Genomic DNA, 21,393 nt, shown 5'->3' with positions numbered 1-21,393 from the left:
CCGGATGCCGGGCCCCCACCCCGCTCATGATCGTCACTGCTCCCTCTCCGCCCACGCTCCGGAGTCGCCTCGCCCTGCTGACGGCTCTCGCGGGCGTCGCCGGCCTCGTCGTCCTGTCGCTCTTCGTCGGCGTCTACGACATCGCCGGCGACGGTTTCGGCGCCGAGATGTTCTTCATCTCGCGCGTGCCCCGCACCCTCGCCCTCGTCCTCGCCGGCTGCGCGATGGCCGTCTCCGGCCTCATCATGCAACTGCTCACGCAGAACCGTTTCGTCGAGCCCTCCACCACGGGCACCTCCGAGTGGGCCGCGCTCGGTCTGCTCGTAACGGTGCTCTTCGCACCGGCCGCGCCGCTCATCGTCCGGATGGTCGTGGCATCGGTCGCCGCGTTCGTCGGAACGATGGTCTTCATCGGCATCCTGCGCCGGATCTCCCTGCGGTCCTCGCTCGTCGTGCCCCTCATCGGGATCATGCTCGGCGCGGTCGTGTCGGCCTTCACCACGTACCTCGCCGTCTCGACCAACTCGCTGCAGATGCTCGGCACGTGGTTCATGGGCAGCTTCACCTCGATCGTGCGCGGACGCTACGAGGTGCTGTGGGTCGTCGCCATCGTCGTCCTCCTGGTCTTCCTGTACGCGGACCGCATCACGGTTGCGGGCCTCGGGCGCGACATCGCGACCTCGGTCGGGCTCGACCACACGCGCGTGATGCTCATCGGCACCGCTCTCGTGGCCGTCGCCACGGGCGTCACCACCGTGGTGGTGGGTTTCCTGCCCTTCCTCGGGCTGGTCGTGCCGAACCTCGTGTCGATGTGGCGCGGCGACAACGCCCGCGCCAACCTGCCCTGGGTATGCCTGGGCGGGGTGGCCATCGTCGTCGTGTGCGACATCGTCGGGCGGGTGATCCGGATGCCGTTCGAGGTCCCCGTCTCGATGATCCTCGGGGTCGTCGGGTCCGCGGTGTTCATCACCCTGCTGCTGCGGGTGCGCGTCCGTGGCTGAGGTGCTGGTCCGCTCCGCCCCGCCGCGCACGGCCCGACGCCCGCGGATCGCCCTGCGGTTCGGCATCCTGATCCTCGTCGTGGTGGTCGCCGCCGTCGGGGTCCTCACCTTGAACGTGCCGGGGGAGCCGGGCTCGCGGGCCTTCTGGCTCGCCGTGAACCTCCGCGTCGTGAGCGTCGCGACCATCGCCCTCGTCGCCTGCTGTCAGGCGGTGGCGACGGTGCTGTTCCACACCGCGACGGCGAATCGCATCCTGACCCCGTCGATCATGGGCTTCGACGCGCTCTACGTCGTCATGCAGACGGCCCTCGTGTTCTTCTTCGGCAGTGCGGCGCTCTCGGCGACCGATGGCCTGCTCAAGATCGTCGTGCAGAGCGTGCTCATGGTGGGCTTCGCGACGTTGCTGTACGGCTGGCTGTTCGCCGGTCGTCGCGGGAACCTCCACATCATGCTCCTGGTCGGCGTGGTGCTGGGCGTCGGCTTCGGTTCGCTCTCCACCGTGATGCAGCGGCTTCTCACACCGAGCGACTTCGACATCCTCTCGGCCCGGTTGTTCGGCAACCTGTCCAACTCGGATGCCGAGTACCTGCCGTGGGGCGCCCTCGCCGTCGCCGTGGTGCTCGTGCTCGTCTGGCGCGCGCGGCATCGCCTCGACGTGCTGGCGCTCGGCCGCGAGGCATCCGTCAATCTGGGACTCGCCTACCGGCGCGAGGTCATCGGGATGCTCGTGCTCGTGGCCGTGCTGATCTCGGTGTCGACCACGATGGTCGGGCCGATGACGTTCTTCGGCTTCATCGTCGCGACCCTCGCGTACCAGCTCGCGGGCTCGGCGCAGCACCGCGTGGTGCTGCCGTTCGCGGTGCTGCTCGGCATGGCGACCCTGCTCGGCGCGTACGTCGTGCTGCGGCACGTGTTCTACGCCGCCGGGATGCTCTCGATCATCATCGAGTTCGTCGGCGGCGTCTTCTTCCTCGTCTACCTCCTCCGAAAGGGGAGCCTGTGATCTCGCTCACCGACGTCACGATGACCTACGGCGACCTGACCGTGCTGGGCCCCGTGACCCTCGACATCCCCGCCGGTGGGGTCACGGCGCTCGTCGGCCCGAACGGCGCGGGCAAGTCGACCCTGCTCACGATCGTCGGGCGCCTGACGACCGCGACGAGCGGCCGCGTCACCGTCGCCGGCCACGACGTGATGACGACGCCGGGGCGGACGCTCGCGAAGATCGTGTCGATCCTGCGGCAGGAGAACCACTTCGTCACGCGCCTCACGGTGCGCGAGCTCGTCGGTTTCGGACGCTTTCCGCACTCGCAGGGGCGGCTTACCGCTCTCGACCACGCGAAGATCGACGAGGCGATCGCCTTCCTCGACCTCACCGAGCTGTCGGGCAGGTACCTCGATCAGCTCTCGGGCGGGCAGCGCCAGCGGGCGTACGTGGCGATGGTGCTCGCGCAGGACACCGACTACATCCTTCTGGACGAACCGCTGAACAACCTCGACATGAAGCACGCCGTGGCGATGATGGGACAGCTCCGCCGCGCGGCCGACGAACTCGGCAAGACGATCGTCATCGTGGTGCACGACGTCAACTTCGCGGCGGCCTACGCCGATCGCATCGTCGCTCTCACGGAGGGGCGGGTGGTGCACGTCGGCACCCCGGGAGAGCTCATGACACCGGACACGCTCGAGGAGGTCTTCGGCACCCCCGTCGACGTGCGTCGAGACGGACCGTATCCGCTGGCGGTGTACTACCGGTGAGCCGTCAGAGCTGGATGCCGTTGTCCTCGTCGTTGACGCCGACGTTGCGGCCCCGACTCGACTCGTAGGCGATGAGCCAGCCGACCGATACGGCGGCGGCGATGACCACACCCAGCCAGACGTTCTGCCAGACGAGTCCGAAGAGGATGCCGAGCCCCAGCAGCAGCACGCTCCCGAGGACCCAGTACGTACGTCCGCGCGGCCAGCCGGTGCCCGATTGCATCATGCGCCCACACTAGGCGGCGCGTGCTCGCCCGGGCGGGTGGTTGCGTCCTCGGTGCGACGCGGTCGGTGCCGCGGCCCGTTTCCGTTCGAACGCGTCGAGCGCTCCGCGGGCATTCCTGGGGCGGCACAGGCGGGCATCGCCTCCCGGCGTGTTCGCCCCCGTGGGGCGGTCACCGATCGCGGTGATCCTCCGGGTGCAGGCGCGGACCGCGTCGGGGCTCCAGCCCCGAACCGGCGTAGATGAGGCGGATCACGCGCTGCCGGTGCCCCGCGAACGGTTCGAGCAGCTCGAGCATCCCGTCGTCGTCGGTGCGATGACCGGTGAGGGCGTACCCCACCTGGTGAGCGAGGTGGTAGTCGCCCACGCTCACGGCATCCGGGTCTCCGAAGGCGCGGATGCGCGTCTCGGCGCTCGTCCAGATACCGACGCCGCGCAGGCTGATGAAGACGCGATCTCGCGCCTCGCCGTCGGTCGCCGCGCTCGCCGCGCGGACGACGGTGGCTCCGCGACGCGCGGTCTCGACGATGGTGCGCGACTGGGGCGGTTCGAGACCCGCACGGTGCCAGGCCCACGAGGGCACGTGCCGCCAACCCTCGATGTCGGGCGGGGCGAACATGGGGCGCGGCGTCGGACCCGGTGCCCGCTCGCCGTACCAGGTGACGATGCTCCGCCACGCGGAGAACGCCTGCATGCTCGTGACCTTCTGCTCCATGATGGCGCTCACCAGAGCGTCGAAGACCAGGTCGGTGCGCCCGATACGCAGATCGGGATGCCGGTGGTGCCACGCCGCGACGGACGGGTGCCGAGACGCATCGAAATCGTCGGGATCGTCGTGCGCGCCGCACAGGGCGGGGAGCTGGTCGAGCGCCCAAGAGGCGCCGGGCCCCCAGGCCGCCGCCCTCACGCCACCCCCGACACGCTGACGGAGGGCGAGAGTCGCAACACCAATGGGTGTGCGACTGACCCGCCAGACGACGCCGCCGTTCGCCAGCGGCGCGGTTGCGAGGTAGGTCGGGTCGTTGGTGCCGTGGCGCTGCGCCGAGACCGTGCGACCGATGTCGACCGCACGAGCGGGGCGATACTCGGTCTCGAGGGGGCGCTCAGCCGGTGCGACGAGCTCGCGCGTCGAGCGCCGCGTGCGCACCCCGGTCGACCTCATGCCGACACCCTACGTCGCATCGCCGACATCGCGTCATCCGTGGGCCCGATCCGCTGCGCGGAGGCCGGGACGATCAGAAACGGTCGGGCGAGGGCGTGCCGTGTCCATAGCGGATCGAGACGTCGGCGTGACGGTCGAAGCGGTAGCCGACGCCGCGCACGGTGCGCACGATGTCCTCGTAGGCGCCGAGCTTGGCGCGCAGGCGCCGCACGTGCACGTCGATGGTGCGCTCGCCGGGGGCGTCGTCGTCGGTCGCGCCCTCCCACAATGAGGCGACCAGCTCGGTGCGCTCGATCGTGCGGCCCTCGCGCAGGACGAGGTACTGCAGCAGCTCGAACTCCTTGAAGGTGAAGGCCGCCGATTCGCCGTCGATCAGGACGCGCTTGCGCGAGATGTCGACGACCACGCCGCCGGGGGCGCGGTCCTCCTCGGCGGGCTCGTCCTTCGTGCGCGCGACGGCCGACGGCTCGTGCAGGGCGAGGCGGACGACGTCGACGTCGCGACCGCCGGAGCCCACGGGGGCCAGGGCGACCGTGGCGTACGTCTCCGCGGCGGGCGCCAGCTCGCCGAGCGTGCGACGCAGGGCCTCCACCAGGGTGCCGAGGCTGACGCCGGCGGCGGCGGCCTTGGCCTCGTCGATGCCGACGTACAGGGCGAACCCGCGCGGAGCGGTGGCGGTCGCCGCCCGGGGAGCGTCGGCGGCGGCCGCGGGGTCGGTCACCGCGGCGGGGCGCGGAGCGGCGGCTCGGGGCGTGGCGGGGACGGTCACGCGCGGAGCCTGCGGGCGGGCGGCGGAGGCGGTCTGAGGGCGGTCGAGAACAACGGAGATCGACATGAGGAGAAAGTCCTTGGGTGGGTGAACCCGGAAGCGTCGTCAGAGAGCGGGGTTCGACGGGAGGTGGGGGCCGAAGGGCCGGAGCGCGGCACCGTGGATCGCGTGATCGACGCGGGTCTCAGGTGACCGGGGGACGAGGTCGGCGTTCAGAAGCACGAGGTCGTCCGGGCGAGGGGTCGCTGTTAGCGGCACATTCGACAACACATGACGGCGCGGCCGGGCATCATCATGCCGGCAGTCCTGTTCGCCTCCCGGGCGGACAGAGAACGCGCAGTCACAGTCATGGGGGCGATTATTACCTACCGCGTCGGGAGCCGTCAAATCCGTCCTGCGCGTCGGATCGCCGAGCATTCTGCTCAGCGTCGGTGGGGGATCTCGGAGAGAGCCGGGCATTCTGCTCGGAAGAGCTCGCCCTCGCGGGAGCGGCGTACTCTCTCGGCATGGCCGATCTGAGCTTCGCCGACGACAAGACGGCATCCCGATTCACCCTCCACGACGGGGACGACCTCGTCTCCGTCCTCGACTACCGGGACGACGGGCGCACCGTCGCCCTCACACGGGCCTTCACCGTCCCGACCTTCCGCGGGCACGGGTACGCCGCCGTCATCACGGAGCGGGCGGTCGACGCGATCGAAGCCGCGGGTGACCGCGAGATCATCCCCGTGTGCTGGTACGTGGGGGAGTGGTTCGAGGCGCACCCCGAGCGCGCGGGTCTGCTGCAAGCTCGTCGCACGTCCTGACAGTCGGGCGGCGACTGCGCTCCGGGCCGCTCCGCCGGCGGGCGCGCGCGACCCCGTTCAGCGTCGCAGCGGGGCTGATGCCCGCACCTACGCGCGCCGTCGGCGAGCGTCAACCCCTGCCCGCGGGTTCCGCGGCCCGAGGAAGCTGGAGATCTCGAAAGGGGGAGTCATGAACGACGACCGCGATCTGCCCGAAGGCGTCATCGACGCCGACCCGCCCGGTGGATGGGAGAGCGGCGACGTCGCCGACGCCGAGACCGCCGAGCGCAACGACAGCGCGAAGGGCTCGCCGCGTTTGAATGACGCCGCGCCCTCGGATCCCATCGAAGGCGATGCCGCCAGCCACGGCATCGACCCCGACCTGAGCACGGAGGACTGACATGACGGACGAGACACGGGCCCCCGAGCCCGCCGACGGCCCGGACGGCGGCGCCGGAGCAGCCGATTCGGTCGGCGGAGCGCTGCACAGCGACCGGAAGGCCGCGCGCTCCGACGAGCAGTCGGGGCCGGCGATGGACACGCACCCCACCGACGACGAGGCCCGGATCCAGGGTGTGATCGTGCAGACGCGCGCCGACGTCGGCGACAAGAGCGAGGAGCGCATCGCCGACGTGCTGCGTCAGCGCTTCGCAGAGGTCGGCCTCGACCTCGGTGACGACCGCATCCGGGCGATCGCGGCGGAGGTCGCCGGCTCCTGACCGTCGTCGTGAACGCCCCGCACTCCTCCGGGATGCGGGGCGTTCGTGCGTTCGGCGGCGACCCGCCCTCCCGGACGACGCCGCGCCGCGCCGCGCGCGGGCTCCCCGTCGGGCGTCGCTGCGAGCCGATGTCGGAGGTGCGACGTACCGTGGCTGCATGCGGATCCTGCACACCTCCGACTGGCATATCGGGCGCACCTTCCACGGGCACTCGACGCTCGACGCGCTGAGCGCGGTGCTGGCCGCGCTCGTCGAGCAGGTGCGCGAGAACGCCGTCGACTTCGTCGTCGTGGCCGGAGACGTCTTCGACTCGGCCGCTCCGTCGGCCGCCTGCTACCCCGTGCTCACGCAGACGCTGGCCTCTCTGACCGAGACCGGGGCGAAGGTCGTGGTCACCAGCGGCAACCACGATTCGGCGGCGCGGCTGGGCTTCCAGTCCGCACTGCTGCGCGACGAGATCACGGTGATCACCGACCCCGCGACGGTGGGGACGCCGGTCACCCTCGTCGACGCCCACGGTCCGGTGCACGTCTACGGCATCCCGTACCTCGAGCCCGCCATCGTGCGCCATCTGTGGAAGGGCGTCGAGCTGCGCACTCAGGCGCAGACGATGGCGCACGCGTTCGGGCTCATCCGCGCCGACATGGCCGAGCGCGGCGGTCGTGCCGTGGTCGCCGCCCACTGCTTCGCCGCCGGGGTCGATTCCACGCCCGGCGTCGAGCGCGAGATCCGCCAGGGCGGTCTCGACGTCGTCCCGCTGTCGACCTTCGACGGGCCCGACTACGTGGCACTGGGGCACATCCACGGTCGCCAGCAGTTGTCCGACCGGGTCCGATATGCGGGGGCGCCGGTGCACTACAGCTTCGGCGAGGCGGGCAAGCCGCGAGGGTCCTGGCTCGTCGATCTCGACGCCGACGGCCTCGCCACGGTGTCGTGGCTCGCCCTGCCGGTCCCACGGCCTCTCGCGACCCTGCGGGGGTCGCTCGAAGAGCTGCTCACGGCCGACCGGTTCGCCGGTCACGACGAGCACTGGGTGCGCGCCGAATACACCGACGCCACTCCGCAGCCCGATCCGATGCGCCGGTTGCAGGCCCGCTTCCCATGGTGCGCGACCGTCGTGCACCTCCCCGAGAACACGAGGGACGACGACGCCGTGGGCTATGCCCGACGCGTGCGTGCGGCTCGCGACGACGGCGAGGTCATCGACGCCTTCCTCTCGCACGTTCGCGAAGGCGAGGCGGCGTCGGAGGCCGAACGCGCCCTCATCCGGGAGGTGCTCGACGCGCGTCGAGTCGCGGAGGCACGGTCGTGAAGCTGCACCGCCTCGAACTCGAGGGCTTCGGACCGTTCCTCGAGACGCAGACCGTCGATTTCGACGCCTTCGCCGCGGACGGCATCTTCCTCATCACCGGCCGCACGGGCGCGGGCAAGTCGAGTGTGCTCGACGGCGTCTGCTACGCCCTGTACGGGGGAGTCCCGCGATACGACGGCGCCGAGCGTCGGCTGCGCAGCGATCACTGCGCACCCGACGATCCGACGCGGGTGACGCTCGAGTTCAGCGCCGCCGGGCGACGCTGGCGCATCACGCGTTCGCCCGAGTTCGAGCGCCCCAAGCGCCGAGGCGGGGGAACGACCAAGGAGCCCCACCGGGCGCTGCTCGAGGTGTCGACCGACGAGGGGTGGACGGGCATCGCCGCGCGCCCCGTCGACGTGGCCGCGCAGCTCGACGAGATCCTCGGGCTCTCGCAGCAGCAGTTCCTCCAGGTCATCCTGCTCGCTCAGAACCGCTTCGCGCGATTCCTGCTCGCGAAGAACGACGAGCGGTTGGGCCTCCTGCGCACCCTGTTCGGCACCCGCACCTTCGAGCAGTACGCCACCGATCTCGACGACCGCCGCAAGCGCGCCCAAGACGCGCTCGCGGCCGAGGGGGTGGAGGTGACCACGCTGCTCGACGAGGCTGAACGCCTGGCCGGAGAGCTCGATGCCGTCGACTCCGACCACGGTGGCGTCGACGCCGACCAGTCGGGGGATGCCGGCGCAGACGCCCGCGCCGGTTCGCTGTCGAGTGTCGACCGGCTGGCCCGTATCGTGCGGTCCGTCGAACGCGCCGAGTACCGCGTCGAGACCCTCGCGCGCGAACGCGAGGCAGCCGATGCGCGCCTGGACGCCGCCCTGCTCGCGGAGCGGGATGCGACCGCGTTGCGGGAGCGTCAGGACGAGCGGCAACGGGTCCGCGAGCGGCTCGCCACTCTGGAGGGCGACGACGAACGCATCCGCGCGTTCCGCGCCGAAGCCGCCCTCGCGGCGGACGCGGAAGGCATTCGCAGCGCCCTCGAGAGCGGGGCGGCGACGGCCTCGACCGCGGCCGACGCGACCGATCGCGTGCGCGCCGCAGCCGACGCCGCGCGGGTGCTCGGCGAATCGGTCGGCAGCACCGACGACGACATCGCCCTCCTGCGTACGCCGGGTGTCGAGCCCGACATGAGCACGCCTCCCGTCGAGGCGAGCGTCGCCGTCGACCTCGACGACGCGTTGGCCCGGCGCGCCGACGACCTCACCGCATCGCTGTCCCGCGGAGAGGCGGCGCTCGCCGCCGAGGGCGAGGCGCGCGGGGTCGACGCCGACATCGAGAGGATCCTCGCGCGGGTGTCGACGGCGGACGCGGAACGAGAGGCTCTCGTCGGCGGCCGCGCCGACCTCCCCGCGATGCTCGCGACGCTCGACGAGCGTCTGACCGAACTCGTCACGGGAGCCGCGCGTCGGGAGGCCGCGATCGTCGCGCGTGATGAGGTGCGTCGCCGCCTCGAGGCCTCTCGCGAAGCGGCCCGTCTGCTCGAGCACCGCGATCAGGCCGACCTCGCGTCGCTCGTCCGCTCCGACGCCCTCCAGCGAGCCGTCGAGGCGTGGACCACGCTCCTCCGGCGACGGCTCGACGGAGCCGCCGTCGAGCTCGCCCACGATCTCGTCGACGGCGAGCCGTGCGCCGTCTGTGGTTCGCGGGAGCATCCGCACCCCGCGCGGGGCGGCGCCGCACCGGTCTCCGACGATGAACTGGCGTCCGCTGAGGAGCGCAAGAACCTCGCCGCCGAAGAAGACCGCCTCGCATCCGACGCGGCGCGGGTCGCGCGAGACGCCCATGCCCTGGCCGCGGCTCGGGCGGGCGGAGAAGACGTCCAGACGCTGACGGCCCGACTCGCGACAAGCGAGGAGGAGGTCGCTCAGGCGACCGCCGATGCGGAGGAGCACGAGCGGGTGCGGCTCGAGCGCGCGGCAGCGAGCGATCTCGGGGAGAAGATCGCCCGACGCCTCGACGAAGTGGGCGACGAGCTCGCCGAGGCCCGCCAGGAGCTCGCGCTCGCGAGGCAGCGAGCCGAAGACCTCCAACGGGTCGTGGCCGACGCGCGCGGGTCGTTCGACTCGGTCGCCGCGCGCCAGCGCGACCTCCGGGCACGACGCGACGTGATCCGCGAGCTCCGTGACGCGCGCGCTGATCTGGCCCGGGCGCTCGAGGCGCAGGAGGCGGCCGACCGGGCCCTTTCTGCGCTGATCGCCGACAGCCCGTTCGCCGACGCGGCCTCCGTCGCGGCCGCGTTGCGTTCCGACATCGACCGACGTCGACTTGAGGGCGTGGTGGCCGAGTACACCGCGACCGTGACCTCCGCCCGGGAACGGCTCCTGGAGCTCGAGCTCCAGCTCGCCGGTGCCGATGACGAGCCGCTCGAGCTCGCCCCGTTCGTCGCCGAGGTCGCCTCCGCGCGAACGGCCGTGCAAGATGCGGCTGCGGCACACGCGGCAGCGCGGGCGCTGGCCGAGCGACTGCGGGCGCTCGCGGAGCGCGCCGATGCCGCTCACGCCTCGGTCGCCGCGCTGGTCGCGGAGCACGCGGTCATCGCGCGGTTGGCCGACACCGTCGCGGGACGCGCGCCGAACACGCGCCGCATGACCTTGGAGACCTTCGTCCTGGCGGCGGAGCTCGAAGAGATCGTGGCGGCCGCCAACGTCCGCCTCGATGACATGTCGTCCGGCCGTTACCGTCTGCAGCACACCGACGCGCTCGCGGCTCGAGGCGCCGCGAGCGGGCTCGGGCTCGAGATCATGGACGCGTTCACCGGGCAGTGCCGACCGCCGCAATCGCTGTCCGGGGGAGAGACCTTCCTGACCTCGCTCGCCCTCGCCCTGGGGCTCGCCGAGGTGGTCACCGCCCGGGCGGGCGGCATCCATCTCGACACGCTCTTCATCGACGAAGGGTTCGGTTCCCTCGACGACGACACGCTCGACCTCGCGATGCGCACCCTCGACGAGTTGCGACAGGGCGGACGCACGGTGGGCGTCATCAGCCACGTGGCCTCGATGAAGGATCAACTGCCGGCGCAGTTGCACGTGACGGCCACCCCGCGGGGCCCGAGCGTAATCCGGCACGACCACGTGGTGACGCCTGTCTGAGAGAGGGGGCAGCACGCCCGTCTAGGCTGATCGCATGCGCAAGAGCACCCTCTGGACCGTTCTCGGGGTCATCGCGGCCGTGATCATCGCCTGGGTCGTCGTGAACGTGCTGTTCTCGCTCATCGCCTTCGTCTTCCGCCTCGTCGCCGTCGCGATCGTCGCGCTCATCGTGTTCCTCGTGCTGCGTGCCGTCTTCGCGCGCCGCGACGTGGACTGACCGACGGAGCGCTGCGTCGGCGACCCGCTCCTGTGCCGCAACGGGGGCGACCGATACAGTGATGCGCCGGCGGCGCGCCCGTGCGCCATGTCGACGGGCGGTCGGCGATCGGTCCCGCAGGGGTGACGTTCCGCCGCGACAGCACCGGTCGGCGATGAGTCCCGCGCGCCGACGATCCGCTGCGTAGCGGTCGGTCGGGCCGACGCAAGCCCGTCCGTGGTGTCGGAGGTCGGGAGTAGCGTCCCCCTCGATGTCCGAGAAGTCGCCCGCCCCCGCAGAGACCGCCCACCCCGCCACCCGCGACATCGCGCTGTCGCCGAAGCATCGCTGGAGGGCCTACTGGGTCGCGGTCGCCGTGGCGGCGCTCACCATCCTCGACCTCACGAAGGTCAACGTCGCTCTTCCGTCGATCGAGGCAGCTCTGAACGCCGGCCCCACCGAGCTGCAGCTCGTCGTCTCGGGCTACATCCTCACGTTCGGGCTCGTCCTGGTGCCGGCGGGGCGTCTGGGCGACATCCGCTCGCGCCGCGTGCTCTTCCTCGTGGGCTTGTCGCTGTTCCTGGTCACGAGCCTGGCCTGCGCGCTCGCGCCCAACACCACGGTGCTGCTCGTCGCCCGTCTGCTGCAGGGCGTGGCCGCCGGCATCCAGATGCCGCAGGTGCTCGGGTTGGTGCAGCAGCTGTTCCAGGGCAAGGAGCGCGGGCGCGCCTTCGGTCTCTTCGGAGCCACGATCGGTATCGCCACCGCCTTCGGACCGACGCTCGGTGGTCTGCTCATCGCGCTGGGCGGCGACACCGACGGGTGGCGGTTGATCTTCTGGATCAACATCCCCCTGGTCGCCGTCGTCATCGCCCTCGCGGCGTGGCTGCTGCCGAACACGCGCGAGAAATCGCGGCGCCGCCTCGACCTCGACCCCGTCGGCGTCCTGCTGTTCGCGCTGACGATCCTCGCGCTCATGTGGCCGTTCCTGTTCACGACGGGCAGCCCCGACGACGATCCCAACCGGTGGTGGTTGCTCGTGGCATCCGTCGTCTTCGCCGCGGCCTTCGTCTTCTGGGAGCGCCGCTATGCGGATCGGGGGCGGATGCCGCTCATGCCGTTCTCGATCTTCTCGCTGTCGTCGTACCGCAACGGCGTGCTGATCTCGACCGCGTACTTCTCGGCCGTGCCGGCGATGTTCCTGCTCGGCACGCTCTTCCTGCAGGGCGGTCTGGGACTCGCGCCGGTCTTCGCCGGCATGGTCACGATCGGGTTCGCGGTCGCGTCGGCGGCGAGTTCATGGGTCGGCGGGAACCTCGTGACCCGGCTCGGACGTCCGCTCGTGGTGTGGGGCATCCTCGGCATGGTGGTGACCGCCGGCGGGCTCGTGCTCGTCGCCCTGTTCACCGCGCCCGAATGGACGCCGTGGGCGATGGCCGCCGTGATGGTGTTCGGCGGTTTCGCCGGGGGCCTGGTGATCTCCCCCAATCAGACCCTCACCCTGGCCGACATCCCCGTCCGCAGTGGTGGGGTCGCGGGATCCGTCGGTCAGCTCGGCCAGCGCATCGGCACGGCGGTGGGCACGGCGATCGCGCTCGCCCTCTTCTACGCCACGGTGTACCGCGAGCAGGGCAGCGTCGACGACACCGTCGTGCTGTACCACGACGCCTACGCGTCGGGAATGATCACCGTCGGCATCTTCCTCGGGCTGGCGCTCATCGTCGGCGTGGCAGACCTCGCCGGCCGCGCGCGGTCGGGGTCTCAGACGCCCTGAGCCGCGGCCTCTGCCGTTGCGGGTCAGACGCCGTAGCGGGAGCGGATCTCCGCGCGCAGGTCGTGGCTGCAGCGCTCGACCACGTCATCCCACAGTTCGGTCGCGCCGTCCTGCGCGCGGTCGGACACGGCGCGCAGGATGCGGATGGGCACACCGAACTGCTGGGCGACCCAGATCAGCGCGTACGACTCCATGTCGACCAGACTCGCCCCCAGCTCGCGGATGAGCCGCACGGTGTCGGCGTCGTCGACGAAATGGTCGCCCGTGGCGATGACGAGGCCCTCGTGGCCCGTTTCGACCCGCGTCGGCAGCGAGACGTGCTCGCCGAAGGTGCCGTCCAGCCCTTTCACGTCGTGCTGGATCGCGCCGGCGAGGTCGTAGATCCCGCCCTCGACCTCGTCGTCGATCGCGCCGGCCGTTCCGACGACCACGATCTCCTCGTACTCGCCCGTCGACAGCGCACGCGTCAACGCGTACGCGGCCGGGATCTTGCCCACTCCGGTGAGCAGGCGTTCGAAGCCGGGGAGGTCGTCCTCGAAGGCGACGAGTTCGGATGCGTGGGCGGCGACCAGGAGTTTCACCCTCTCATTCTCGCCGGAATCGGCGGAGGAGAACGGATGCCGAGAACAGGGGCCGAGCGTGCCCGTGTCCCGCCGAGCGGAACACGGGCACGAACTCAGCTCTGGGCCGCGTCCGACGCGTCCGTGAGGCGCGAGATCTCATCCGGGGTCAGCTCCAGGGAGGCGCTGGCCAGCAGGTCGGCGACCTGCGAGACCTTCGACGCGCTCGCGATGGGGGCGGCGACCGTCGGCTGCGCGCGCAGCCACGCGAGGGCCGTCGACGCGATCGACGCCTCGTGGGCACGACCCACCTCATCGAGGGCGTCGATCAGGGCGAGTCCGGCCGGGGTGGCCAGCTTCGCGGCGCCCTCTGCCCGGGGCGAGTCGCCCGCGGCATCCGCGCTGCGGTACTTGCCCGTGAGGAAGCCGCTGGCCAGGGCGTAGTACGGCACGAGCGACATGCCGTACTGCTCGGCGACGGGGACGATGTCGCGCTCGACCTCGGTGCGGTGCACGAGGTTGTAGTGCGGCTGCACGGCGACGGGGAGGTCGGCGCCGGCGGCCTCGGCGAGCGAGATCCACTCGCGGATCCGGGCGGCGGAGTAGTTCGACACGGCGACGTAGCGCACCAAACCGTCGGTGACCAGGTCGGCGAAGGCCGCGACGGTCTCCTCGAGGGGCGTCTGCTCGTCGTCGAAGTGCGCGTAGTACAGGTCGATGGTGTCGACACCGAGGCGACCGAGCGAGGCCTCTGCGGCAGCGCGCACGTTCTTGGCGGACAGGCCGCGGAAATCGGGGTGCTGGCTGACCTTCGTCGCCACCACGACGTTCTCCGGCTTGCGCGAGGCCAGCCACTCGCCGATCAGCGTCTCGCTCTCGCCACCCGCGTTGCCCGGAACCCAGGCGCTGTAAGCGTCGGCGGTGTCGATGAAGTTGCCTTCACCGGCGTGGAACGCGTCGAGCACCTCGAACGAGGTGTCGCGGTCGGCGGTCCAGCCGAAGACGTTGCCGCCGAGCGAGAGGGGGAGGATGTCGAGGTCGCTGCGTCCGATGCGCGTCATGATGCCCTTTCTGCAGAGGTCGAGTGACCTCGAGGACAACCGCGCGCTGTCGTGGGCATTCCCGGGACGCGCGCTCGCGCGTGTCTCGGGTCCACGCGCGCGCGTGTCTCGGCCTCGCGCCGGCGCGCGTTCCGCCGCGCGCGCGTTCTGATCACGCGCGCGTGATCGCGCAACTCTCGCGGGCGTTCCCCGCGGCGCGCCGGGTCAGCTTCCGCCGGACAGGATGCCGATGAGTCCGCTGACGAGCAGCCACAGGCCGATGCCGGCTCCGGCGATCCAGATCACGACCGTCCCGGCGGGGTACTTCTTCTTGCCGTCGCCGGCGGGGCCCTCGGGCGCGCTCACGAGCGCACCATCATGACGATCGAGACGACGAGCACGGCGAGACCTCCGATGACGGCGATGGCGGCGATGATCGGCCCGCCCCCGGTGAGGAACGCGGCCACGCCGAGGGCGAGGAACAGCACGGCCAGGACGATGCCGACGATCTGATACACCCGGTACCGCCGGCTGACGTTCGACGTCTTCTGATCGCTCACGCTGTCCCCCTTCCCCCCAGGCTACCGAAAAGCTGTGGTTCTCCTGAGCCGATCGGGCCCACCCCCGTCCGTCCCGGCGTAGCGTATGCGCATGGCGCGCCCCGTTCCCGATCCCGTCCGCCCCGGCCAGGAGTCCGTGTGGGACTACCCGCGGCCGCCCCGCGTCGAACGGGTGAGGAAGCGCGCGCAGATCGACTTCGGCGGCGTGCGCATCGTCGACACCGACGACGTGGTGCGCGTGCTGGAGACCAGCCACCCGCCGGTCTACTACCTGCCCATCGCGGCTTTCGGCGACGCGCTGACGCTCGGTGAGGGAGCGTCGTTCTGCGAGTTCAAGGGCGGTGCGCGCTACTTCGACGTCCACGGCGGCGGGGGAGCGGTCGCCGTGCGCGCGGCCTGGAACTACCCGCATCCGATGCCCAGGTACGAGATCCTCGACGATCGCGTCGCGGTCTACGCCGCGGAGATGGACCGGTGCGTCCTCGGAGGGGAGGTCGTCGAGCCGCAGCCGGGCGGGTTCTACGGCGGCTGGGTGACGAGCGACCTCGCCGGCCCGTTCAAGGGCGTGCCGGGATCGATGGGCTGGTAGCCCCGCTCCTCGTCCGTCGCGCGGTCAGTCGCGCGCGAAAGCCTGCGGCACGGCCGCGTGCAGATCGGCCAGCCACGCGCGGGCGTTGCCGTCGGACGGGGCGCGCCAGTCTCCGCGCGGCGACAGCGATCCCGCGGGCGAGACCTTCGGCCCGTTCGGGATGGCGGTGCGCTTGAACTGCGCGAACCCGAAGAAGCGGGAGAGGAAGACCTCGAGCCACTTCGCCACGGTGACGAGGTCGTACGACGGCCGCTCGCCTTCGGGGTAGCCGGGCGGCCAGGCTCCGGCATCCGGATCCGACCAGGCGTGCGCCGCGAGGAAGGCGATCTTCGAGGGTCGGAAACCGAAGCGCAGCACGTGGTAGAGCGTGAAGTCGTGCAGGTTGTACGGGCCGATGCGGTCTTCGGTCGACTGCATGCGTCCGTCTTGACCCGCGGGGACGAGCTCGGGGCTGATCTCGGTGTCGAGCACAGCCTGCAGCACGGTGACCGTCTCGGCGCTCAGCTCGCCCGAGCCGATGACCCAGCGGATGACGTGCTGGATGAGCGTCTTCGGCACGCCCGGGTTCACCGAGTAGTGGCTCATCTGGTCTCCGACGCCGTAGGTCGACCATCCGAGCGCGATCTCGGAGAGGTCGCCGGTGCCCACGACGATGCCGCCGTTCATGTTGGCGAGGCGGAAGAGGTAGTCGGTGCGCAGGCCGGCCTGCACGTTCTCGAAAGTCACGTCGTGCACCGGTTCGCCCGCGGCGAAGGGGTGGCCCATGCGGGAGAGCATCTCGGATGCCGCGGGACGGATGTCGATCTCCTCGATCGTCGCTCCGACAGCCTCGGCGAGGGCGATCGCGTTCTTCTTCGTCTTGTCGCTGGTCGCGAATCCCGGGAGGGTGTACGCGAGGATGTCGCTGCGCGGGCGCCCCATACGGTCCATGGCACGGGCGATGACGAGCAGGGCGTGGGTGGAATCCAGTCCACCGCTCACTCCGAGCACGGGACGGGGCCGGCCGATCGCCTCGAGACGCTGAACCAGGCCCGACACCTGGATGTTGAACGCCTCGTAGCAGTCCTGGGCGAGGCGGTCGGGGTCGTCGGGGACGAACGGGAAACGGTCGAGCGCGCGCCGCAGCCCGACGTCGGTCGCGGGCGGCGCCAGCTCGAACGAGACCGTGCGGAACACCGGGTTGACGGTGCGCCGATTGTCGTCGAAGGTTCCCTGCCGCAGGCGGTCCTGGCGGAGGCGGTCGAGGTCCACGTCGGCGACGCTGCGACGGGGACCGTCGGGGAAGCGTTCGGTCGTGGCCAGCAGCTGCCCGCCCTCGTGGATCATCGTCTGGCCGTCCCACGACACGTCGTTCGTTGACTCGCCCTGCCCCGCCGCCGCGTAGACGTAGGCGGCGAGACAGCGCAGCGACTGCGCCTGGGACAGGAGCGTGCGATCGTCGGCCCGGCCGATCGTGATGGGGCTGCCGGAGAGGTTGGCGAGCACCGTCGCCCCGGCCAGAGCCGCACCCGATGACGGGGGTACTGGGACCCAGACGTCTTCGCACACCTCGGCGTGCAGGATGAGGCCCGGCACGTCGACCGCCTCGAAGAGGAGGTCCGGGCCGAACGGGGCGCTGCGGCCGGCCACCGTGATGACCTGACCCGCTTGATCGTCGCCCCGGGCGTACCAGCGGTGCTCGTAGAACTCGCGGTAGGTCGGCAGGTACGCCTTCGGGGCCACCCCGAGCACGCGCCCGCGGTGGACCACCACGGCGCAGTTGAAGAGGCGGTTTCCGTGGCGCAGTGGTGCCCCGACCAGCAGCACCGGAAGGAGGTCGGCCGAGGCGGTGATCAGCCGGTCGAGGGCCGCCTCGACGGCGTCGAGCAGCGGATCCTGCATGACGAGGTCGTCGATCGCGTATCCGGTGAGGCAGAGCTCGGGGAAGACGGCGACGGCGACGCCTTCGTCGTGACAGGCGCGAGCGGACGTCAGTACGGCGTCGACGTTGGTGGCGGGGTCCGCCACCGCGACGGGGACGGTGCAGGCGGCGACGCGCGCGAACCCGTGCCGGTAGACGCTCTCGAACGGCAGATCGGTGATCACCGGACCAGTCTGTCAGGCCCGTCCGACAGCGCGACGGCGGATGTGCGCGACGGGCACCCTGTGGATGCCGTGAACCCGATGTCGGAGGTCGCGATTAGCGTGGAACACCATGCGGTACATCGAGCAGGACGATCGGGTCGTCTGGAGCGCCAGCGACCTCAAGGCGGCGGCGGAATGCGAGTTCGCCTGGCTCCGAGCGATCGACGCGAAGCTCGGACGGGTCGCCCCCGTCGACGATCCCGAAGACGCCACCCTGGAGCGTGCCGCTCGTCTCGGCACCGCCCACGAGCTGCGCGTCCTCGACGACTACCGCGCGCGGTTCGGCGACGCGGTACGTGAGATCCCCGCCGCCCGTTCGTCCGACGCCGAGGCCCTCGCCGAGGCGGTGCGCCTCACCGACGACGCCCTCGCCGATCCCGCCGTCGAGGTCGTCTATCAGGCCGCGTTCTCGACGGCCGAGTTCGTCGGCTTCGCCGACTTCCTCGTGCGCGCCGACGAAGCGGATGCCGACGGCATCCGTCCCTGGATCGTGCAAGACACGAAGCTCGCACGTCGGGCGCGTGTCACCGCGCTCATGCAGCTCGCGGCCTACGTCGACCAGCTCGATCGGCTCGGCGTACGGAGGTCCGATGACGTGCAGCTGCTCCTCGGCGACGGCACGACCAGCACGCATCGGGTCGACGACCTGTTGCCGGTCTTCGCGTTGCGCCGTGCGCGTCTGCGCGCCCTGATCGCCGATCGCGATGTCGCGCGAGGGGCCGCGGGCGAGGCGATCGCCTGGGGCGACGGTCGGGGTGCCCTCGACGTCGTGGCGTGCGGCCGCTGCGCGACCTGCGAACTCGAGGTGGTCGCGCACCGCGACCTGCTGCTCGTGGCGGGCATGCGACCGGTGCAGCGCGAGCGGCTTCGCGCCGCCGGCATTCGAACGATCGACGAGCTGGCCGCAGGCGCGCAGGCTCCGACCTCGATGAGCGCCGACACGTTCGCCTCGCTGCGGACACAGGCGCGACTGCAGCTCGAGAGCCCCGCGGGCGTGCCCAGCGCCGAGGTCCCCGCCCACGCCGTACCGACGTTCGAGGTCGTCGCGCCCAAATCGCTCGGCGTGCTGCCCCGGCCCGATCACGGCGACCTGTTCTTCGACTTCGAGGGCGACCCGCTCTACACCGAGGGCACCGGCGAGCATTGGGGCATCGACTACCTCTTCGGCTGGGTCGACAGCCGAGAGACCTACGGCGCCCTGTGGGCGCACACGTTCGCCGAGGAACGCGCCGCCCTCGAACGATTCCTCGACATGGTCGCTCTGCGTCGTCAGCAGTACCCGGGGATGCACATTTACCACTACGCCCCCTACGAGCCGACGCATCTGCTCACCATGGCGGCCCGCTACGGCGTGCGCGAGGCCGACGTCGACCGGCTCCTGCGCGACGGGGTGTTCGTCGACCTCTACCCGGTGGTCCGGCGCGCCTTGCGCGTGGGGTCGCGGTCCTACTCCATCAAGAAGCTCGAACCGCTCTACATGGGCGACGAGGTGCGCACGAGCGACGTCCAGCGCGGCGACGACTCCATCGTCAAGTACGTCGAGGCGCGGGCCCTGGCCGCCGACGGCGACGCCGCGGGCGCCCGACGCGTGCTCGACGACCTCGCCGACTACAACCGCTACGACTGCGTCTCCACCCGGCGCCTGCGCGACTGGCTGGTCGATCGGGCGCGCGAGTCGGGAGCCGTCCCCTCGCGCAGTGCCGAGCCCGACGAGCAGGCGTACGAGCCGTCGCCGCGCGCGACGGCGCTGCAGAGGTGGGCCGCCGATGCCGCGGAGCCCGACGCCACCGCCCTGCGGCTCGCAGCCGCCGCGATCGACTACTACCCGCGAGAAGAGAAGAACTACTGGGCCACGCACTTCCTGCGCCTGCGCGAGCCGCTGTCGGTGTGGGAGGAGACGCGCGACGTGATCGTCGTCGACGCGGCGCGCTCCCGGGTGCGGACCGACTGGCACATCTCCGAATCGGGACGCGGGTCCGAGCGGCGTCTGGTCGAGCTGCGCGGCGAGTTGGCTCCCGGTACCCGGGTGAGCCCGGATGCCGAACCCTTCGCCGTCTACGACCTCCCCGCGCCGTTCCCCCTCGAGACGCGCCCCCGCTGGATCCACGGTGCGCGCCGCGTGACGGTGCGCGAGGTGCTTGACGACGGCGTGGTGATCGAGGAGATCGCGGCCGACGGTGTCACCTGGGACGATCTGCCGCTCGCCCTCACTCCTCCCGCCCCGCCGCGGGCCGGCAACCAGCAGAAGGCGATCGACGCGTGGGCCGATGCGGTGCTCGCCGCCGCGCCGAGTATCCCCGACGGCCCCGCGGCCGACATCCTGCGCCGCATCCCCCCGCGCACCCGGTCCGGCGCACTTGCCCCCGTGACCGCCATCGCGGGCGCTGCCGGCGACGACGAGGTCGCGGCGATCGCCCGCAGCGTCGCCGACCTCGACCACAGCTACCTTGCGGTGCAGGGACCCCCGGGCACCGGCAAGACGTACGTCGGGTCGCACGTCATCGCGCGGCTGGTGGCCGAGCGCGGCTTCCGTGTGGGCGTGGTGGCGCAGTCTCACGCCACCATCGAGCACATGCTCGACCGGGTCATCGCGGCGGGTGTGCCGGCGTCCCGGGTCGGCAAGGCGCCGAAAGACCCCGGCGCCGCGCACGCGTTCACGGTGCTGCCCAAGAACGGCGTCGCGGCCTTCACCGGCGAGAACGCGGCGCACGGATTCGTCGTGGGCGGCACCGCCTGGGACTTCAGTCACGAGGCGCGCATTCCCCGCGGCAGCCTCGACCTCCTCGTCATCGATGAAGCGGGTCAGTTCTCGCTGGCTTCGACCATCGCCGTCTCCCTCGCCGCGACCCGTCTGCTCCTTCTCGGCGATCCGCAGCAGCTCCCGCAGGTCAGCCAGGGCACGCACCCCGAGCCCGTCGACACGTCGGCGCTGGGGTGGATCATCGACGGGGCCGAGGTCGTGCCCCCCGAATTGGGGTACTTCCTCGCGCGCACCCGCCGTATGCACCCCGCGGTCGCGGAGACGGTGTCGCGCCTGTCGTACGAGGGTCGCCTCGCGGCGCACCCGTCCACGGCGCTCCGGCAGCTCGACGGCATCGCCCCGGGCGTGCACGTGCGTCCGGTGCCGCACCGGGGCAACGCCACGGCATCGCCGGAGGAAGCCGACGAGGTCGTGCGCACTGTCGCCGACCTGGTCGGTCGCGAGTGGACGGGGGCCGAGGGCGGGGCCGGAGATTCCGCGACGGTGGAGCCTCCTCGTGCACTGCGCGCCGACGACATCATCGTCATCACCCCGTACAACGCGCAGCAGGTCGCCGTCGAGGAAGCGCTGGCCGCGGCGGGCTACGGCGACGTTCCCGTCGGGACGGTCGACAGGTTCCAGGGGAAGGAGGCGGTGGTCGCGATCCTCACCCTGGCGGCGTCATCGGGCCGGGACGCCCCGCGCGGGCTCGAGTTCCTGCTGCTGCGCAACCGCATCAACGTCGCCATCTCGCGCGCGATGCAGGCGGCGTACGTCATCTCGTCGCCTGCTCTGCTCGACGACCTGCCCCGCACGCCCGAGGGCGTCGCACGCCTCAGCGCGTTCGCGCGTCTGGTCGGCGCCGACGCCTGACGTCGAGGGGCGGCGTCGGGCGGTGGGGGACCGACGGGAGCCCGCCGCAGTGCGTCCGCGCGTCCAGTGGGCGCCGA

Annotated in this window: 20 protein-coding genes; 12 read left to right on the top strand and 8 right to left on the bottom strand. The window is 71.5% G+C overall.

Annotation, left to right across the window (positions count from 1 at the left end; genetic code table 11):
* Window positions 1–26 precede the first annotated feature (26 nt).
* Genes RWH45_RS12215 through RWH45_RS12205 form a run of 3 tightly spaced genes read left to right on the top strand, consistent with a single transcriptional unit; the run spans window position 27 to window position 2,759 of the window.
* Complete coding sequence (locus tag RWH45_RS12215; RefSeq protein WP_315995155.1) at window positions 27–1,001, top strand: ABC transporter permease; 975 nt, start codon at window positions 27–29, stop codon at window positions 999–1,001.
* Window positions 994–2,004 carry an iron chelate uptake ABC transporter family permease subunit gene (locus RWH45_RS12210; RefSeq protein ID WP_315995154.1) on the top strand — a complete coding sequence of 337 codons (1,011 nt, stop codon included), beginning with the start codon at window positions 994–996 and terminating at the stop codon, window positions 2,002–2,004. The genes RWH45_RS12215 and RWH45_RS12210 overlap by 8 nt, the downstream gene beginning before the upstream one ends.
* Window positions 2,001–2,759 carry an iron ABC transporter ATP-binding protein gene (locus RWH45_RS12205; protein WP_315995153.1) on the top strand — a complete coding sequence of 253 codons (759 nt, stop codon included), beginning with the start codon at window positions 2,001–2,003 and terminating at the stop codon, window positions 2,757–2,759. Before RWH45_RS12210 ends, RWH45_RS12205 begins: the two co-directional genes overlap by 4 nt.
* A 4-nt stretch (window positions 2,760–2,763) precedes the next feature.
* On the opposite strand, the gene RWH45_RS12200 is transcribed toward RWH45_RS12205, so the two are convergent.
* From RWH45_RS12200 to RWH45_RS12190, 3 genes are all read right to left on the bottom strand, one after another.
* Window positions 2,764–2,985, bottom strand: a complete 222-nt coding sequence (locus RWH45_RS12200) for a hypothetical protein (RefSeq protein WP_315995152.1) — start codon at window positions 2,983–2,985, stop codon at window positions 2,764–2,766.
* 169 nt (window positions 2,986–3,154) lie between these two features.
* On the bottom strand, window positions 3,155–4,144 hold the full coding sequence (locus RWH45_RS12195) for a DNA-3-methyladenine glycosylase family protein (RefSeq protein WP_315995151.1): 990 nt from the start codon (window positions 4,142–4,144) through the stop codon (window positions 3,155–3,157).
* Window positions 4,145–4,217: 73 nt separating this feature from the next.
* Window positions 4,218–4,979 (bottom strand): winged helix-turn-helix domain-containing protein, encoded by a 762-nt coding sequence (locus tag RWH45_RS12190; RefSeq protein ID WP_315995150.1) that lies wholly within the window; start codon window positions 4,977–4,979, stop codon window positions 4,218–4,220.
* A gap of 440 nt (window positions 4,980–5,419) precedes the next feature.
* On the opposite strand from RWH45_RS12190, the gene RWH45_RS12185 reads away from it, so the two are divergent.
* The 7 genes from RWH45_RS12185 (at window position 5,420) to RWH45_RS12155 (ending at window position 12,830) form a co-directional block, all read left to right on the top strand.
* Window positions 5,420–5,719 (top strand): GNAT family N-acetyltransferase, encoded by a 300-nt coding sequence (locus tag RWH45_RS12185; protein ID WP_315995149.1) that lies wholly within the window; start codon window positions 5,420–5,422, stop codon window positions 5,717–5,719.
* Window positions 5,720–5,888: 169 nt separating this feature from the next.
* On the top strand, window positions 5,889–6,098 hold the full coding sequence (locus tag RWH45_RS12180; RefSeq protein WP_315995148.1) for a hypothetical protein: 210 nt from the start codon (window positions 5,889–5,891) through the stop codon (window positions 6,096–6,098).
* Between the two features lies 1 nt (window position 6,099).
* A complete protein-coding gene (locus RWH45_RS12175) occupies window positions 6,100–6,417 on the top strand; it encodes a hypothetical protein (RefSeq protein ID WP_315995147.1) in 318 nt (105 codons plus the stop codon).
* A 157-nt stretch (window positions 6,418–6,574) separates the two neighbouring features.
* The gene (locus RWH45_RS12170; RefSeq protein WP_315995146.1) at window positions 6,575–7,729 is read left to right on the top strand and encodes an exonuclease SbcCD subunit D; all 1,155 of its coding nucleotides are present in this window, start codon (window positions 6,575–6,577) and stop codon (window positions 7,727–7,729) included.
* Complete coding sequence (locus tag RWH45_RS12165; protein WP_315995145.1) at window positions 7,726–10,860, top strand: AAA family ATPase; 3,135 nt, start codon at window positions 7,726–7,728, stop codon at window positions 10,858–10,860. The genes RWH45_RS12170 and RWH45_RS12165 overlap by 4 nt, the downstream gene beginning before the upstream one ends.
* 34 nt (window positions 10,861–10,894) lie before the next feature.
* Entirely contained in the window at window positions 10,895–11,077 is a 183-nt protein-coding gene (locus tag RWH45_RS12160) for a hypothetical protein (protein WP_315995144.1), read from the top strand.
* Window positions 11,078–11,327: 250 nt separating this feature from the next.
* Window positions 11,328–12,830 (top strand): MFS transporter, encoded by a 1,503-nt coding sequence (locus tag RWH45_RS12155; RefSeq protein ID WP_315995143.1) that lies wholly within the window; start codon window positions 11,328–11,330, stop codon window positions 12,828–12,830.
* 23 nt (window positions 12,831–12,853) lie between these two features.
* Here the strand turns inward: RWH45_RS12155 and RWH45_RS12150 are convergent, their stop codons facing one another.
* The 4 genes from RWH45_RS12150 to RWH45_RS12135 form a co-directional block, all read right to left on the bottom strand.
* A complete protein-coding gene (locus RWH45_RS12150) occupies window positions 12,854–13,411 on the bottom strand; it encodes a phosphorylase family protein (protein ID WP_315995142.1) in 558 nt (185 codons plus the stop codon).
* A 95-nt stretch (window positions 13,412–13,506) separates the two neighbouring features.
* Window positions 13,507–14,451: an aldo/keto reductase gene (locus tag RWH45_RS12145; RefSeq protein ID WP_315995141.1), complete on the bottom strand. Its 945-nt coding sequence runs from the start codon at window positions 14,449–14,451 to the stop codon at window positions 13,507–13,509.
* A gap of 204 nt (window positions 14,452–14,655) precedes the next feature.
* Entirely contained in the window at window positions 14,656–14,796 is a 141-nt protein-coding gene (locus RWH45_RS12140) for a hypothetical protein (RefSeq protein ID WP_167494236.1), read from the bottom strand.
* Window positions 14,793–14,990: a hypothetical protein gene (locus RWH45_RS12135; RefSeq protein ID WP_315995140.1), complete on the bottom strand. Its 198-nt coding sequence runs from the start codon at window positions 14,988–14,990 to the stop codon at window positions 14,793–14,795. Before RWH45_RS12135 ends, RWH45_RS12140 begins: the two co-directional genes overlap by 4 nt.
* A gap of 91 nt (window positions 14,991–15,081) precedes the next feature.
* Between RWH45_RS12135 and RWH45_RS12130 the strand changes: the two genes are divergently transcribed.
* A complete protein-coding gene (locus RWH45_RS12130) occupies window positions 15,082–15,579 on the top strand; it encodes a DUF427 domain-containing protein (protein ID WP_315995139.1) in 498 nt (165 codons plus the stop codon).
* Between the two features lie 24 nt (window positions 15,580–15,603).
* Here the strand turns inward: RWH45_RS12130 and RWH45_RS12125 are convergent, their stop codons facing one another.
* Window positions 15,604–17,664: an NAD(+) synthase gene (locus RWH45_RS12125; RefSeq protein WP_315995138.1), complete on the bottom strand. Its 2,061-nt coding sequence runs from the start codon at window positions 17,662–17,664 to the stop codon at window positions 15,604–15,606.
* Between the two features lie 109 nt (window positions 17,665–17,773).
* On the opposite strand from RWH45_RS12125, the gene RWH45_RS12120 reads away from it, so the two are divergent.
* On the top strand, window positions 17,774–21,316 hold the full coding sequence (locus RWH45_RS12120) for a TM0106 family RecB-like putative nuclease (RefSeq protein WP_315995137.1): 3,543 nt from the start codon (window positions 17,774–17,776) through the stop codon (window positions 21,314–21,316).
* Window positions 21,317–21,393 lie beyond the last annotated feature (77 nt).

It is taken from the genome of Microbacterium galbum, from assembly GCF_032464915.1.
In the GTDB taxonomy this organism is placed as follows: domain Bacteria; phylum Actinomycetota; class Actinomycetes; order Actinomycetales; family Microbacteriaceae; genus Microbacterium; species Microbacterium galbum.
Note: the sequence above shows the minus strand (reverse complement) of the source record. Positions and strands in the feature narration are given on the sequence as shown.

Coding starts and splice junctions, on each gene's coding strand:
- RWH45_RS12175 (WP_315995147.1), top strand. CDS start 6,100: ATGACGGACGAGACACGGGCCCCCGAGCCCGCCGACGGCCCGGACGGC.
- RWH45_RS12155 (WP_315995143.1), top strand. CDS start 11,328: ATGTCCGAGAAGTCGCCCGCCCCCGCAGAGACCGCCCACCCCGCCACC.
- RWH45_RS12200 (WP_315995152.1), bottom strand. CDS start 2,985: ATGATGCAATCGGGCACCGGCTGGCCGCGCGGACGTACGTACTGGGTC.
- RWH45_RS12190 (WP_315995150.1), bottom strand. CDS start 4,979: ATGTCGATCTCCGTTGTTCTCGACCGCCCTCAGACCGCCTCCGCCGCC.
- RWH45_RS12215 (WP_315995155.1), top strand. CDS start 27: ATGATCGTCACTGCTCCCTCTCCGCCCACGCTCCGGAGTCGCCTCGCC.
- RWH45_RS12145 (WP_315995141.1), bottom strand. CDS start 14,451: ATGACGCGCATCGGACGCAGCGACCTCGACATCCTCCCCCTCTCGCTC.
- RWH45_RS12120 (WP_315995137.1), top strand. CDS start 17,774: ATGCGGTACATCGAGCAGGACGATCGGGTCGTCTGGAGCGCCAGCGAC.
- RWH45_RS12185 (WP_315995149.1), top strand. CDS start 5,420: ATGGCCGATCTGAGCTTCGCCGACGACAAGACGGCATCCCGATTCACC.
- RWH45_RS12195 (WP_315995151.1), bottom strand. CDS start 4,144: ATGAGGTCGACCGGGGTGCGCACGCGGCGCTCGACGCGCGAGCTCGTC.
- RWH45_RS12160 (WP_315995144.1), top strand. CDS start 10,895: ATGCGCAAGAGCACCCTCTGGACCGTTCTCGGGGTCATCGCGGCCGTG.
- RWH45_RS12180 (WP_315995148.1), top strand. CDS start 5,889: ATGAACGACGACCGCGATCTGCCCGAAGGCGTCATCGACGCCGACCCG.
- RWH45_RS12130 (WP_315995139.1), top strand. CDS start 15,082: ATGGCGCGCCCCGTTCCCGATCCCGTCCGCCCCGGCCAGGAGTCCGTG.
- RWH45_RS12170 (WP_315995146.1), top strand. CDS start 6,575: ATGCGGATCCTGCACACCTCCGACTGGCATATCGGGCGCACCTTCCAC.